The sequence below is a fragment of the Porphyromonadaceae bacterium W3.11 genome, assembly GCA_030434245.1.
GTDB lineage: Bacteria > Bacteroidota > Bacteroidia > Bacteroidales > Porphyromonadaceae > Porphyromonas_A.
This window is the reverse complement of the sequence record JAUISX010000005.1, coordinates 202,183-218,196: the sequence shown is the minus strand read 5'-3', so window position 1 is coordinate 218,196 and position 16,014 is coordinate 202,183. Positions and strand designations below refer to the sequence as shown.

The window sequence follows — 16,014 nt, the reverse complement described above, 5'->3', positions numbered from 1 at the left end:
TCTTTGAAAAGTTAAAAACAAAAGATAAACAAGAAGATGAGACTTACACAAATGCAATTTAAGGAAATTCTATCAAACGTGATGACAGAGCCAAATGGAGTTGGTCGTTTAATGGAGTTAATCATCGAAATAGCGATGCAAGGGGAGAGGGAACTGTATAAAGAAGATAGTGGCGATGTGAGCAATGGATACCGCCCCCGTCGCATCTTTGCGAGTGGTAATATGCTAGAATTACGAGTACCCCGAACTCGACAGCAGGGCTTCATGCCCTTGATTTTAGGCGTTCTCAAAGATCAAGAGAAAGAGATGGGAGAACTAGCAGGTTATCTATATAGCTGCGGTAATACGATGGAGGATATCTCTGGAGTATTCGAGCGTTTGTATGGTAAACGTTATAGTACGAGTCAAATCAATCGTCTCTCCTTATCGACCCAAGAAGCAGTAGAAGAGTGGCGTCAAAGACGTCTACCGAGGACTTTAGAGGCACTTGTTATCGATGCTACATATCTTCCTGTACGGAGAGGAGAAAGTGTGAGCAAGGAGGCATTTTTTGTAGTGATGAGTTTAGATAGCGAAGGACGTCGAGACATCGTGGGTGTCTATAATAATCCAACAGAGGGAAGCGGCATCTGGGGCGAGTTTTTTGAGGATCTAAAAAGCCGAGGACTCGAAGTGGTAGGACTAATCATTTCAGACGGGTTGAATAACATTGAAGAGGTTGCACGTGAGCACTTTACAGAAGTGGAAGTCCAGCTCTGCACGGTGCATCTACAGCGAGAAATAACTCGAAAGATACGCCCTCGAGATAAGTCAGCCATCGCAAGTGATCTACAGGAGGTCTTTAGTAAAGACGGCTCAAGAAGCTCACCTTTAGATGGCCTAGAGAGCTTTAAAAACTTTGCGTTCAGATGGCGTAAGAGCTATCCTTTTCTCACAAAAATAGCTAACGGTCAGAGGATAGAGTATTACTTCACATACCTAAAATACGACGTCAGTGTTCGCAAGTACATTCATAGTACTAACTGGATAGAACGCTTCAATAGACAGGTAAAGAAAGGGGCTCGATATAAATGTGCATTACCTAGCGTAGAATCCGCTCTACACTTGATAGGTAGTATTGCAATCAATGCAAACTATCTGAAGAAAAGAATAGGAGATCTAACTCTTGGACTTAGGAAGAACAATGAAAAGTAAATAACAACAATGTGCTTTATTTTCCAACACAAAGATATCAACCTAAAAGAATACGGCAAGGCGGTGTCTCCGCGGTGCTACGACAGCCTTGCCTTAATTCTTTATTGGTCTATCTTTAATGTTTATGGAAAACAAAGCGAAAAAATATGTAGGTTTGCTTTTCAGAGACGCATTCTGCCGTACACACTTTTGGGGACACTACCAATTCAAAGAAAGCATCGTGGCGAACTTTACTTAATTGTCGATGCGAAGACCATGGAAGTTAGGTTATAAAAAAGATATAAAAGTAGAAGCACATCAAAATAAGTTTTGATGTGCTTCTACTTTAGTTATGTATATAAATTAATATACACCTTTTCAATTACTTAATACCTCTTGCTGGGAGTAAGCTTGCTGCATTTGGCTTCTCAAGACCAGTAAATTCTGAGAAGCACTCTCCTAGATCTTTAGTATTACCACGGCTTAGTATCTTCTCACGCAAAGAATCACCTACTTCAGGATTGAGTGAACCATGAGCGGTAAAGTATTCTCCAACATTTACAGCGAGAACCTCTGACCATAGGTAGCTATAGTATCCTGCTGCATAACCACCACCCCAAATATGATTGAAGTAAGAAGTCATATAACGTGGTGGAATTTGAGGATCCAATAAGTTAAGCTTTGACAGAGCTTCATTCTCAAAGTTAGCAATATTATCAGCTGTCAAGTCATCAGCACTTTCAAGTGAATGGAAAGCCAAGTCTGCTGAAGAAGATGCAAGGTTTTCACCAAGAGCATATGCTGCATGGTAGTTAATTGATTCGAGCATCTTAGATTTTAGATCTTCTGGCATTGGCTCACCAGTTTCGTAATGCACCGCGAAGTTATTAAACACTTCAGGTACTGATGCAAAATACTCATTGAACTGTGATGGCATCTCTACGAAATCGCGTGTAACATTTGTTCCGCTAAGGGTTTCGTATTCAACATTAGACAATAGTCCGTGTAGAGCATGTCCAAATTCGTGGAACATAGTAGTTACTTCATCCCAAGTCAGTAGATTTGGCTGACCTTCTGGAGCCTTTACAAAGTTACATACATTGTATATAATAGGTAATTGATTGTTACGACGACTTTGGCTATGGAACTCACCCATCCAAGCACCGCCACCCTTAGTAGGCCTACGGAACAAGTCAATATAGATCATTGAGATCTGGCTGCCATCCTTATCAAAGATATCATAAACGCGTACATCTGGATGATAAGTAGGTATGTCAAAGCGTTCCTTGAAAGTAAGACCATAAACTTTTCCAGCAGCATAGAACACACCATCTTCAAGCACTTTTTCAGCCTGCAAATATGGCATCACATCTTCACTACTGAAGTTGTACTTCTCTTGCTTCATCTTGTCAGAGTAATAAAAGCGATCATATGGCTGAAGTTTGAAATCTGACCCTTCTGTCTTTTGTGCATAGGCTTCAATTTCAGCTGTTTCCTTATCTGCAGCAGGTCTGTAGGCCTTAATCAGATCCTCAAAGAAGCTCCATACATTCTCTGGTGTCTGAGCCATAGTATTACTTAGCGAATATGAAGCATAGTTAGGGAATCCCATTATGTTTGCCTTCTTATGGCGTAATTGTGCTATCTCCAAAATGACAGGATAGGTATTAATCTCTCCAGTTCCATTTGAGCGATTGATAGACGCATTATACACTTTTTCGCGAAGTGCACGATTATCTAGACTAGAAAGGATGCCTTGCTGTGTAGTATTGCTAATAACAATTGCATAAGGAGCAGCGATACCTGCTTCTTTAGCATCTGCAGCACACTGATTAATGGCAGCTTCACTTAGACCAGCTAGATCGTTAACGTCTTCAACTGCTACCATAGCCTTATTACGTGCGTCAATGTTCATCTGCACAAACTGTTGTTGCAACACAGCTAAGCGAGCATTAATCTTTTCCAGCTCTGCTTTCTTATCTGAGTCAAGGTTTGCACCAGAACGAACAAATCCTTTGTAAATCTCATCAAGAAGCTTTTTGTCCTCACCCTGAAGAGTTTCGAACTCATTATCATACACCACTTTTATGCGATCAAAGAGCTTATCATTAAATGATATCTCATCACTAAGGGCAGTCAAAAGAGGTATGACTTCATTCTCAATCTCCTTTATTTCATCTGTTCCATCCGCTCCTGAAACAGTAAAGAAGGCACTAGAGACTCTTGAAAGAAGAGCACCGCTATCTTCATAAGGAAGTATAGTATTTTCAAATGTAGGAGCTTCTTCATTATTTACAATAGCCTCAATTTCAGCTCGTTTCTCCTTAATACCTTCTTTAAAAGCAGGTAAATAGTGCTCGTTTTGGATTTTGCTGTAGTCTGGCACATGGTAAGCCAATGTACTAGGTTCCTTAAATGGGTTTCCGTCCATAGGATCTTTTTTCTCTCCAGAGCAACTTGCTGCAAGCATAGTAACTGCGGCCAAGCTCCCCAGAATCATTGTTTTAAATGTATTCGACATGAACTTTCTGTATTTAATTGTTAAACTTGTGTTATTCTTAGCAAACATACCCAAAAAAGTAGATATAGACACCACCTAATACAGGTGTTTGGATATCATAAAAAACGCAGAGTAATAAAGCTATCACTATTAATTACCTATAACTAGTGGAAATAACTTTTTTTTGCAAAAAAGCATCTGCTAACTATCGTAAATTTATCCTATAGGAGGGCGTTCACTTCGTTATATAAAAGAATGTTTTCTCAGGTATGAAGAAACGAGATCTTAGGCAAGATAACTTATTAGAAAAAACGAGTGAGTATTTGACCCTTATCAAACACTCACTCGTAATAATTGTGCACAGAATGAGACTCGAACTCACACACCGAAAAACCAGTACTACCCCCTCAAAGTAGCGCGTCTACCAATTCCGCCACCTGTGCATCATTCCTTCTTATATATACCGAATGTCTTTGTGCCCAAGAAAGGACTCGAACCTTCACGTCATTTCTAACACTAGTACCTGAAACTAGCGCGTCTACCATTCCGCCACTTGGGCAGATAAAACTAGGTGTCATCCGATACATATTAAATGAGGGGTTGGAATAGCCCTCATTCGTGATTGCAAAGATACATATTTTTTCTTTTTTACCAAATTAGCTAATTCGTATTTTTGTACACTGAATCATTTTATCTTTATGCTTTTAAAATAGACTGCTAGTTTTAGAGATTTATTTATTCTTCTATATATATCACAACACTAAATATCAGATCAAAAAAAAAAGACTTTCACTCTTCATAACCCTCACATCATAACGAAAGAGACTCATGAATATCTACTCTGATAATGGTTGGCGATGAAGGAGGTGTTCCATCAAGATCACACTAATAACTCCTACCACAAAACCATTGGCCACTATGGGTTGAATAAAGGCGGGGATACTATCAACCATGTTTTGAGGCAAAAAGGAAGTGTAGAGAGCAAGCATCAGAGGAACGGCTATAACCAACGCATCCTCAAAATTATTAATTAGGTGCCCATTACCGATAAGTTGCAATGAAGACCCTAGTTGCATACACATTAGGTAAAATAATATACCTCCCATCACAGCTTCGGGAATAGAGGTAAGAAAAATAACTACATTAGGAAAGACTGCACAGAGAATTAATCCTATTCCCGCCGGGATTAGAGCATACCGAGAAGCACAACCTGTAGTCATAATTATGCCTGGACTAATAGAGAAATCTACTGGCCCAATGATTCCAAAGCATCCATTCACAGCATTAGATAGCCCCGTCACTCTAAGGCCTCTGACATTTCGCTCCATCTGACGATCAGCACCTATGGCCTGCCCTACTGCTTGCACAGAACCTAACTCATTTATAAATAATGCTACGTAACAGCAGATAAAGGAGAGCAATACTCCTGGATCAAAAACGAATGAAGAGATAAAAAACTCTCTTTCGGCAGGGTCTCCCATAGGTGTACCAAGAGACCAATCCGATGAGATCGCTCTATATACCAGCGTCCCTATGATCATCCCCCACAGCAAGACAGTACTCTTCCAAATGCCACTCAATAGACGATTGGAAATGAGTAAAAATACGAAGAATGTAATAAAGAATAGATACTTTGTCCCCTCAGAAACATCGCCAGAAAAGCACATCTTCAGAATCGTCGGCGTCAGTGTAATAGCTATCAAAGCAAGTATTACTGCGATAATTCTAGGGGTAAAGATTGATTTAATGCGTTTAATGAGAGGTGTAAAAGAAAGAATAAATAAAATTAATCCACCAATAATGATAGAACTATAAATCGCATCAAAGCCCTGAGACTGAGTAGCGATAATCCCCACTAAAAGTACGGTAGCTGGTCCTATCACGATAGGTAAACGATGCCCCCACAATACCTGGACAATAAGAGCAAGTCCGACTAAAGCAAAAAGTTTTTGAATATAAAAAACCTGTCCGATCGAATTGCCATACTGTAGACCACCGACTAAAGCACCTACAATAATCAACGTTGGTATCGTCACCAAGAACCACTGTATGCCATAAAGCAAAAGTGGGACACCACCTAACTTATCTTCCAGTTCGTACCTAAAGCGTTTGTCCGATTTAGCTTCCATCTTTTTCTTCACATAGTTTCACACTTCTATCTCAATAATATCTCTTCAGAGAAAAAGATATCAATTCAGTTACAAAGCTACCCATTAAGCAAAGCATCGCAAAATCCTGAAAACATCATCTCCAGACTATCCTTATATATCAAATTCACAAAAGAGATCAACTCAAAAAGAAATAACACCACCCCTTTATTCCCCCAAAACGATCTCAGTTTGTTTCCTTTTTTTCTCAACTATAATCATGAAAGCAAGGAATAAAGGTCTCGTTGGCAAATATTAATATTTGTATCTGATAAATAATTACAAAGCTTAGAAATCACATTTTTCCGAAATATATCATACTCAACGCTTTGGTCAAGTAATAGGACCAGACAACTGAAATATTATTGATATATTTGTTTTACCGCATACAATAATTACATATCAAAACGATGTTCGATAATCAGAAACGTGCTTATATTGCTATCTCTCAAGACAAAGAGATCACATTAAATCCCCAAATGGCAAATCGCCATGGTTTGATTACGGGGGCTACAGGGACGGGTAAGACTGTTACCCTACAAAACCTCACTGAAACATTTAGTGAAATGGGGGTTCCGGTTTTCGTAGCAGACATCAAAGGGGACTTCTCTGGGATAGCCAAGGCAGGTGGCAATAATTCAAGTGTTATGAAGCGTGTCGAACGTTATCAATTGGCGAAGAAAGGTTTTGAATTTAAGGCTTTTCCCACTCAATTTTGGGATGTATTCGGAGAGCAAGGACACCCTGTACGGACAACCATTACCGAGATGGGACCGCTGCTTCTCGAGCGTCTCCTTAACCTCAATGATACCCAAAGTGCTATCCTATCCATGATCTTTAAGATTGCAGATGATAATAACTTGCTCTTAATTGACCTCAAGGATTTACAAAAAATGGTAGAGTTTGTGGGGAATAATCGCAACGAGTACACTACGAAATATGGTAACATTTCACCAGCAAGTATCGGAGCTATACAGAGAGCGTTACTGAGATTGGAGAATGAAAATGCGGAACATTTCTTTGGCGAACCAGAATTGATAGTGGATGATTTCATCCAAACCATTAATGGCAAAGGGATGGTGAATATCTTGGCAGCTGATAAGTTAATGCACTCTCCACGCATTTACACTACGTTCCTACTATGGTTGCTCTCTAACCTCTATGAGAGTCTACCTGAGGTCGGTGATATGGATAAGCCCAAACTGATCTTCTTTTTTGATGAGGCCCATCTACTTTTCAATGATATGCCTAAGCATCTGTTGGATAAAGTGGAGCAGATAGTCCGTCTCATTCGCTCCAAAGGTGTAGGAATATACTTTTGCACGCAAAATCCTGCCGACATTCCTGACTCCATATTGGGTCAGCTAGGCAATCGTGTACAGCACGCCCTACGTGCCTATACTCCTAAGGATCAGAAGGCGGTCAAAGTGGCCGCTCAGACCTTCAGAGCCAACCCCCAATATGATACCGAAACGGTTATCACGCAGCTAGAGACTGGAGAAGCATTAGTCTCATTTCTAGACGAAAAGGGAGCCCCGCAAATGGTAGAACGTGCTTATATTTTACCTCCTCAGAGCCAGATCGGTCCGATAACAGAGGAGGAACGCAACCAAGTGATCCAAGAATCGCTTGTGTATGGCGTGTATGAAAAGTTAATAGACCGTGAATCCGCCTACGAAATAATCTCGAAGCGACAAGATCTGAAAGCGGAGGAACAGCGACAAGCGGAGCTACAAAAAGAAGCCTTAGCAAGGGAGAAAGAACTAGAAAAGCAAAGAAGGGAAGCGGAACGACAGGCACGTGCTGAAGCTCGAGAAAAGAAAGCGGAGGGAGGTAGCATGCTTGAAGATTTGATTAAGCAAGTCGGAAAAAGCACTCAACGACAGATTAGCAATCAGTTGGGCAGAACCATCACCCGTACCATATTTGGCACCTTCTTCGGTAAGAAAAGGTAATCTCTCCCTCATTGAGTAGAGGCATCTCAGATTATAAATTCACTGAATAGATCTGCCAATTGACCTATGTTTTAACATCTCAAACATGTGTAGGTAGGTTTCTTTTTTGCCGATCAATCCTAGTGTTAGTTTTCAAAGATAACACTCATCTAACTTACAGCTGTATTTTATACGATACTGACTTGGTTGCGATGCCATATATCACGATGTAAAAACACACCTCTCTATCACTTTTTGCATGTAATAGAGAGGTGTAACTATATATTAGTTCAACATTTTCAATAGGCTATTAAAGCAAACGGACTCCAGGCATTGCAATAACTTGTCGAAGTAGACAAACACTTTTCATCACCTAATGTTGCTCGTTACGTAAAAGCTGTTTAGAAGTTTCTAGCAAATGCCGCTAGCTCTGTGAAAATAACTCCTATCCCATAGGCACCTGCATCAGGATAGCCGATACTTCTTTCGCCTACAGTACCAGCTCTTCCAAGATGAGCTACAAATTCCTTTGTCTTCTCAGCTCCCTCTACTGCTGCTTTTGCGGCCACTTCCATAGCGTCAATTAGCTGCATTCCCTGCTCAGCAGACTTTGTCAAGCTTTCTGCAGCAGGGTAGAGTGCGTCTATAAGCGTTTTGTCACCAACGACTGCCCCTCTTCCGAAAGACCTTTCTCCAGTCTCTTGGATTCCCTTTACAGCTGCATGCATCATCTCTGCTAATTCTTTTACGCCTATCTCCTCAGCAGTCTTAACTACCTTTCCTGCATATCTGAAGGCACTGCCCCATAGTGGGCCAGAAGCACCTCCGCAGTACTCCATAATGATTTCAGAAGAGCTGATTAAGAATTCTCCAATATTGCCCTTCTTCCGGGTTGCCCAGTCATTTTTCAACTGTCTAAAGCCTTTTGCGATACTCATACCAAAATCACCATCGCCATTTCGGTCGGCTTCGCAAAACTCTACCTCGTGAGCTATGATGATATCAGCCATCTTGTCAACTAACGTTACCATTCCAGCAGTATTGATAACATCGTTAATTACAGGCTTACCTTTAACCTCATAAGTCGTCTCCTCTCCGTCAATCAACTCTGGCTTTATGGTAACGCTTTTCTTCGCCTTCGTTTCTGATGGAACGGTGCCTAAGACTTTTGACAAGGCATCAATCGCTTCTTCACACGCCTTAGCACGTGAAGATATATCAGTGCCCCACGTCAAAGCAGGTGTAACTACAGGCTCATCCAATAGCTCTATGAGTTCATCATCAAGCCGTAAAAATGATAATGATGCCCCTGCCATATCAATAGAGGTCATGTAGTTACCGACCATAGTCTTATAAATATGGACCCCTTTTTCCTCTAAGATAGTGGTTACAGAGTTATTAAATAAGTACAACTCTTGTAATGGCGTTCCTCCGAAGCCATTGACCAATAATGCTATTTTCTCACCTCTCCTTAAGCCTAGATCCTCCATGATATCTGGGACCATTCTTGCAGCTAATTCATCTGCGGACTGGATCTTCTCACGCGTACGCCCTGGCTCACCGTGAATTCCGACACCAAATTCCATCTCATCATCACCCAACTCAAAAGTGGGTGTCCCTGCTGCAGGGACCGTACCTGATGTTAGTGCAAAACCTAGACTTCTAACATTGTCAGCTACTTTTTGAGCCACTCGCTTCACTTCATCTAATGAAGCCCCTTGCTCCGCCTTAGCACCCGCAATTTTATGTACAAAGACAGTACCAGCGACTCCTCTTCGTCCAACAGTATATAAGCTGTCCTTAACTGCAATATCATCAGCCACGTAAACAGCCTCTACATTTATTCCATCCTCCTTGGCTAGAGCTGCTGCATTATTAAAATTCATCAGGTCGCCCGAATAATTTTTCACTATCATCAAAGTGCCCTTCTCTGACTGAGATAACTTTAGTGCATTATAGACTTGGATCTGCGAGGGGGATGCAAACACATCACCACACACGGCGACGTCCAACATCCCTTTGCCTACAAATCCAGCATGAGCTGGCTCGTGCCCAGAGCCACCACCAGATACTAATGTAACCTTAGATGGATTTATCTCTCTCTTGATGACGACCTTGTATTTCTCTACAAATTCTAACTCTGGATGAGCCTTTGCCATTCCATGACACATGTCATAAACAAATGACTCAGGTGTATTTATGATTTTTTTCATAGTCCAGTTTCTTACCCTTTCTTCGCTTTACTCTTTGCCTCTCTACCTATCTTATCAGCAGTGATTATTGCAGCCTCTACGTCTTTGACAGTAAGAGGGAAGGGCATAAAATGAATACTTTCCTCAGGAATACAAGCCTTTTCTGCTACCTTGGTCAGTCTATCTCCAATATCTTTCACACCTAGATCCTCTAGGCAAACAGGAAGACCGACAGACAAACAAAAGTCTACAACAGTATCAATTTCCGCCTGTTTGGCATTTTCAAGCACAAGCTGACATATAGTCCCGAATGCTACTTTCTCGCCATGAAACATCCCATGTGCATCTTCGAGTACCGTCAAACCATCGTGAATGGCATGAGCTGCAGCTAATCCACCACTCTCAAAACCTAATCCCGAAAGGAGTATGTTTGCTTCTATGATATTTTCAAGAGCTGGGGTCACCACCTTATTATCATTTGCAATCTTTGCCTTATAACCATCTTCTAATAGAATTTTATAACAGAGCTCAGCAAGTGCAGCTGCAGCATTAGTCCCCCTAGCAAGTAGCTCTCCTGTTTCTCTATTAGCACCACATGGCAAGCCAGCATTGACATTACCAAATGACTGAACATTAGCTCTAGCTTCAAAATAAGTTGAAAGGGCATCTCCCATTCCAGATACTAAAAATCTGGTCGGTGCATTTGCAATCACTGTAGTATCTATTAACACTACGCTCGGGCTTTGCTTAAAGTAAGCATAGTCATCAAACTGCCCATCTGGTGTATACAGCACAGCTGAGTGTGACGTAGGAGCATCCGTAGCAGCAATAGTAGGAACGATAATTAACGCTTCACCCTCTGCTATAGTCTTAGCTGTGTCAATGGCTTTGCCACCCCCGAGCCCTATAGTACAGTCACAAGAGTTATCAATAGCAATCTTTTTTAACTTATCTATCTCCTCTCTAGAGGCTTCACCAGCAAAGTCCGCCTTGATAAAATTCACACCATACTTCTCTGCTGTAGCATCTAGTTTATCCTGCACTCTAGCAGCATCATCTTTATGTGCAACAAGTAATGCATTGGTTCCAAATGTTTTCACGAAATAACCAAGATTTAGTATCTCGTCTTCACCTTGTACATATTTTGTAGGACAAATGAAAGCTTTTCTCATAATATTTATTTTAATAATTAAACTATTTATGTAAATCACTACGGGTAATCTGGTTTGACTACACCGCATAATATATTGTAAAAACGATGGGGCTATCCACCCTTTATTCTTATTCTTTATTAGTGAAGTAGCAATTATGCCTTCAACTCCTGCGGAGACTCCACTAAAGTATTCCAATAACTCAGTTGCCGGTTACCTTAAGCCCTCAGTAAGATTTCACCAAGCTATAACAAAAATGTGATCTAAGATTGATAGCAAAAAAACTATTCATATAACTTAGAATTCTTGCTCGAATCATCTACATGACAAAAATCTTCTTCAAACGCAAAAACACAAACATATTGTCATCCCAAATATACCTAAATATATTTCATATCTAAAAGATTTACTCAATTAAGTTACCATTACCTACACATCATACATATCAAAAAGGCACACATTAATATAAAAACCATCACATTATTATCATTTTTGGGCAATACTACTTAAAGACAAAATCTCTCAATAAAAATTTGCGAGACCATTATCTTGTCTATCGAGATATCCTTAAAAAAAGAGACTTAATCTCCCTTTGCCCATAACATCGAAATAAGTCAATTAACAGCTTCGGTATCTTATTACGAACGTGAGTGGAGTCTATGTAAGAAACCACGTTCCTTTAGATACTTGGAAAACTCGAATAACTTTGCGGACAGATGGAGAAAAACTATACCTTCTGACTAAAATAGCTTATGGTCAACGGATAGGGTAATACTTCAGTTACCTCAAAAATGACGTCTGCGTTCGGAAGTACATTCATTACACCGACTGAATAAAACGTTTCAATAGAGATAGGTAAAGAAAGAAGCCGATATAAATGTGGGATACATACTGTGGAATCAGCTCTATACCTGATAGGTAGTATCGCAATCAATGCAACCTACCTGACGAAAAGAATGGGAGATCTAACGCTTGGACTTAGGAAGAACAATGATAAGTAAATAAGAACAATGTGCTTTATTTCCCATCACTAAGATATCTACCGAAAAGACACGGCAAGGCGTTGTCTCCACAATGCTACAACAGCCTTGCCTTAATTTTTTGTAAGTCGATCTTCACTATTTATGGAAAACAAAGCGAAAAAATATGTAGGTTTACTACTCGGAGACGCATTCTGCCGTACACACTTTTGGGGGACTTTAACCGAATGAATTTAAAAACAAGATAAGTGTCTTTTTGAGAGATATTTAAGTGCATTAATCCTTCAGATCTTTTATACTGATTCCCAACATTTGATAAACATCATATAAACATTGGTCTACAAAATCTAACTTCTCTTGTGAGTATTTCAATTCTAAGTAGAGCAACTGCTGAAACCCTTGAATAATCTGATTACTTAAAGGACCATTTTTTAATATATTAATAAATACATTTTTAATCTCGATTTCTTGTTGATTAATATCAAGTTGTGTTTGTGTAATTGCATCCACTAATTTTACACATGGCGTAGCAGAAACCATACTAATATTTTCCATGCAATTGGTATAGTAATTATCTTTAGAATTTATTTTCTTATAAAACTCTTCCAATAATTGTTTTGTAGTCAATGTATATCCTCTATATTTATTTTTAATAAATTCAAACAATGCTGGATGTTCGTCTCCTAAAATATTTTTTATATATTTCTCTGTACTCATTGAAGACTTAATATCGGGTAGATGGAATTTGAAATAAAAAAAGTCATCTGTCAACAATATAGCTTGCTTATCTTCACAAACGAACGAAGTATTAAAAATATAGTCAAAAACAATCCCTTTGTTATCATCTATATCTATATTTCTCTTGACATCAATAAATTTAGGAGAAACAACTGCTTCACAGTTCTTTTCTATCCATTTCAAAAGGCCTTCTAAATATATAATGTTGTTTTGATGTGCATTTTCTGGAATCTGATATTTTATTATGTCTTCGTTTGTTATGACAACTGATAATTCAGATTTTGGTTCTGATTTAAGAATTCTCAATTTCTGTTTTATCATATCTATGGTAATAACTGAAATTAGAAATTTGTGAGGATATGTAATGTCGTGTTCTTTTGCTATCTGGTAAAGAATAGCCAATGAAGAAAAGTCGATAACATAATTAGTTGTATTAACAGGCTGAGGTAATGATTCATAATATAAAAGAGGAATGAGTAAGATACCGTTGTGCTGATAAATCAAACTGGTATAACCACCTAAATACTCATTCCTAAATGCCTGTATTATAACTTCAGTAAAAGATAATTCTTCGTTATAGTATTTATTTATTGCTGTTTCTCTAAGTAATTCCTCTTGTTCGCCATGTTCCCCAAAAAAAGATATTAAATCTTTCTTCATTTCTTCTGGGTCAGAGCTAGTAAAGTTGAACGCTTCCATTGATAATCCCGAAAGAGGTTGCTTTGCTTCTTCTAAGATTCTATCATGTAAATAAAGATACTTATCCATTATTCGCAATATGCGAATTGAATAATCTTTGCTTGACATTTTTTTAATGGATATAACATCACCTAATTTGTGCCCTAATAACTCACCATAGAAATTGTCAGAATTTTTTTTATCCATTTCAAAGAAATAGATTTCGCCATTAGACTCATATTTCACGAAACAGCCATCTGTAATTTCATCAAATTCTTTAAAAATCTCTTTAGTTTGTGATTTTTGCGAATACAAACACGTTGCAGACAGATATGCAGAACGGACAGTCCTTTTATCAGAATACTTATAAAAAATCTCCATTCCTTCAAGAAAACAACCTCTATCAACCAATATACTCGCCACTATTGGTATATTTTGATCAATAGAAAAGGGATAGTCTTCAAAACTTTTTGCCATTGATTTGATTTCACTATCACACCAATTCTCATTAATAAGATCTAAGCACCTTAATTTTAGACATAAAAAAGTCTCATCTTTTTCATGTTTATTTAAGAATGTATTGCAAATTTTCAGGCATCTAATCCAGTTGTGCATAATAACACACAAATCCGCTTCAATTCTCAAGAGATCAGGTTGAAATGAAAAATTTAATCTCCAGTGTTCTAATAACATAAGTAATTCCTTTGAATTTCTTTTGGCTGCATATAAAGACTTAATGTATAAGAACAAATGAAGGTTCTCTACTCCGCTATCAACAATCTTTTTATATAAATCTACAGCAGATTCATACATTTTAAAATAATAGAAAGTATAAGCAATGTGTAATAATAAATTCGGTAGTTGAATAGTAGATGCTAATTCACTCAAAGTCGATATCTGCGTAGAATCCAATATTCCACTAATCAGTGATTTAACAATCGTTTCTATTAAAGTTTTCAATTCCTGATTTTCAAACTTCTTGTTTTGGATAATATCAGATAGTTTTAATTCATCTGTTTCACCTATACCCATTAATGTAAAAATTGAAGCAAGATAGTTATCAACTACATAGTTATCAATTTTCTCAACGGAGTTTATCCAGTCTCGTATTGCTATCCCACATTGGATTTTATCGTTTTTCTTTAGATAACAGAAGGCCCTCAGGTAAAGAATATTCGATTCTTTTAATTCAGAATCATTTAAGATTTCAAGAGCAAAATCTGTTTGTTCATTGAGTTGTAATACATTTGCACAAAGCAAAGCAAAAATGTGGTTCTTGCTTTCCAATTGAAGATATTGATTTCTCATTTTGGAAATATAGGCCTGTTCTTTTGTAAGTACACATTTGATATAAGAATCAAAAAAAAATAATGCTCCATATTTCTTTTCTATTTCAGACCCTTCAATCTTAGCTAAAATCTTCTTCAGAAGTACCTGTATTTTTTTTAGAATGTCAATATCCCCTTGGTTTAATGTCTGAAAAGTGAAGTGATACTTACGAATATACTCTTCAAACAATAAATTTATGTAAAATATATTTTCACTAAAGTTGTTTATTGTTACATCCTGAGGATTGTAACTTTTAAAATCAGGAAGCATTCCGAGCTCTTTCATTATCAAAATACTTTCATACAGATTTTTTTCAATGAAATAATTATACAACATCTGTTGAAATAATTGTTTTTGTTGAACAAATTTTGGTATAAAACCAAAATCATATGTCTTAGCTCTTAAAAAAATGATATACCATGCAACTATATTATACTCATCGTCATATAATAATTCTTTAGCAAGTTCATCAGCCTTATCTAAATCTTCAATTTGTAAATATGCTAGAGCTGCTTGTTCTTTAATTTGAACATTCAACTTGTTTTTTGCATAGGCAGAAATGAAACATTGACACATTTCATATTTGTTCCCCAATAAACGATTACATACTCCTTTTTGATATAATATTTGAGCACATAATTCATTTGAGGGTTGCTGCTTACTTCCAGTAAAACTTTTCTCCAGTTCTTGCAATAATGATAACGCTGTTTCAGGCTTAAACTCTTGTAGTTTAGCTACGTAAGTGTCAAATCTTTCTTTCCATTGTGGCTCTATATTGTCGTAGTTGAATGTACAACCGACAAAACTATCTGTAACATTTCCAATAATAGTATTGGATTTATCTCCATCTTGTTCTATACTAATTTCTTTGTGTTCCTGATTTTTATTTTTGCAAGAAAAACATTTGAACCGCTTCATTATTTTACATTTGTTGTATTACCAATATTACTTCCACTAACATCACCTATTACGGCATTTGAACTACTTCCTTCTTGCTCAATGCAATTTTTATTTTTAATAACAAAAGAATTGTCGTTTCCGACAAAAAAACTCGCAAGAGATACAAATCCTCCAAGAATAGCGACAAATGATTCCGCAGATGCCTCTTTAAAGGCCCATATAACTGTTCCTATCAAATAAATACCGTTTACTATTAGTACTGTTATTTTTGATTTCATTTCACATTTTCTAC

At 37.9% G+C, this 16,014-nt stretch carries 8 protein-coding genes and 2 tRNA genes; 2 read left to right on the top strand and 8 right to left on the bottom strand.

Features of this window, described 5'->3' with window-relative positions; all coding sequences use genetic code 11:
• The first annotated feature begins 51 nt into the window (after window positions 1-51).
• Window positions 52-1,194: an IS256 family transposase gene (locus tag QYZ87_09265; GenBank protein ID MDN4754702.1), complete on the top strand. Its 1,143-nt coding sequence runs from the start codon at window positions 52-54 to the stop codon at window positions 1,192-1,194.
• 361 nt (window positions 1,195-1,555) lie between these two features.
• Here the strand turns inward: QYZ87_09265 and QYZ87_09260 are convergent, their stop codons facing one another.
• From QYZ87_09260 to QYZ87_09245, 4 genes are all read right to left on the bottom strand, one after another.
• Window positions 1,556-3,694 (bottom strand): M3 family metallopeptidase, encoded by a 2,139-nt coding sequence (locus QYZ87_09260; GenBank protein ID MDN4754701.1) that lies wholly within the window; start codon window positions 3,692-3,694, stop codon window positions 1,556-1,558.
• A 336-nt stretch (window positions 3,695-4,030) separates the two neighbouring features.
• Window positions 4,031-4,116, bottom strand: a tRNA-Leu gene (locus QYZ87_09255).
• 33 nt (window positions 4,117-4,149) lie between these two features.
• A tRNA-Leu gene (locus tag QYZ87_09250) sits at window positions 4,150-4,232 on the bottom strand.
• Between the two features lie 277 nt (window positions 4,233-4,509).
• Window positions 4,510-5,814: a solute carrier family 23 protein gene (locus QYZ87_09245; GenBank protein ID MDN4754700.1), complete on the bottom strand. Its 1,305-nt coding sequence runs from the start codon at window positions 5,812-5,814 to the stop codon at window positions 4,510-4,512.
• A 416-nt stretch (window positions 5,815-6,230) separates the two neighbouring features.
• Here QYZ87_09245 and QYZ87_09240 point away from each other — a divergent pair, with 416 nt between their 5' ends.
• Window positions 6,231-7,775 carry a DUF853 family protein gene (locus tag QYZ87_09240; protein MDN4754699.1) on the top strand — a complete coding sequence of 515 codons (1,545 nt, stop codon included), beginning with the start codon at window positions 6,231-6,233 and terminating at the stop codon, window positions 7,773-7,775.
• Between the two features lie 380 nt (window positions 7,776-8,155).
• On the opposite strand, the gene dhaK is transcribed toward QYZ87_09240, so the two are convergent.
• The 4 genes from dhaK to QYZ87_09220 all read right to left on the bottom strand — a co-directional run bounded on the left by dhaK (window position 8,156) and on the right by QYZ87_09220 (window position 16,000).
• On the bottom strand, window positions 8,156-9,967 hold the full coding sequence (gene dhaK / locus QYZ87_09235) for a dihydroxyacetone kinase subunit DhaK (GenBank protein ID MDN4754698.1): 1,812 nt from the start codon (window positions 9,965-9,967) through the stop codon (window positions 8,156-8,158).
• Window positions 9,968-9,978: 11 nt separating this feature from the next.
• Window positions 9,979-11,118 (bottom strand): glycerol dehydrogenase, encoded by a 1,140-nt coding sequence (locus QYZ87_09230; GenBank protein MDN4754697.1) that lies wholly within the window; start codon window positions 11,116-11,118, stop codon window positions 9,979-9,981.
• A 1,235-nt stretch (window positions 11,119-12,353) separates the two neighbouring features.
• A complete protein-coding gene (locus QYZ87_09225; protein MDN4754696.1) occupies window positions 12,354-15,740 on the bottom strand; it encodes a hypothetical protein in 3,387 nt (1,128 codons plus the stop codon).
• Window positions 15,740-16,000, bottom strand: a complete 261-nt coding sequence (locus QYZ87_09220; protein MDN4754695.1) for a hypothetical protein — start codon at window positions 15,998-16,000, stop codon at window positions 15,740-15,742. The genes QYZ87_09225 and QYZ87_09220 overlap by 1 nt, the downstream gene beginning before the upstream one ends.
• Between the last annotated feature and the right edge of the window lie 14 nt (window positions 16,001-16,014).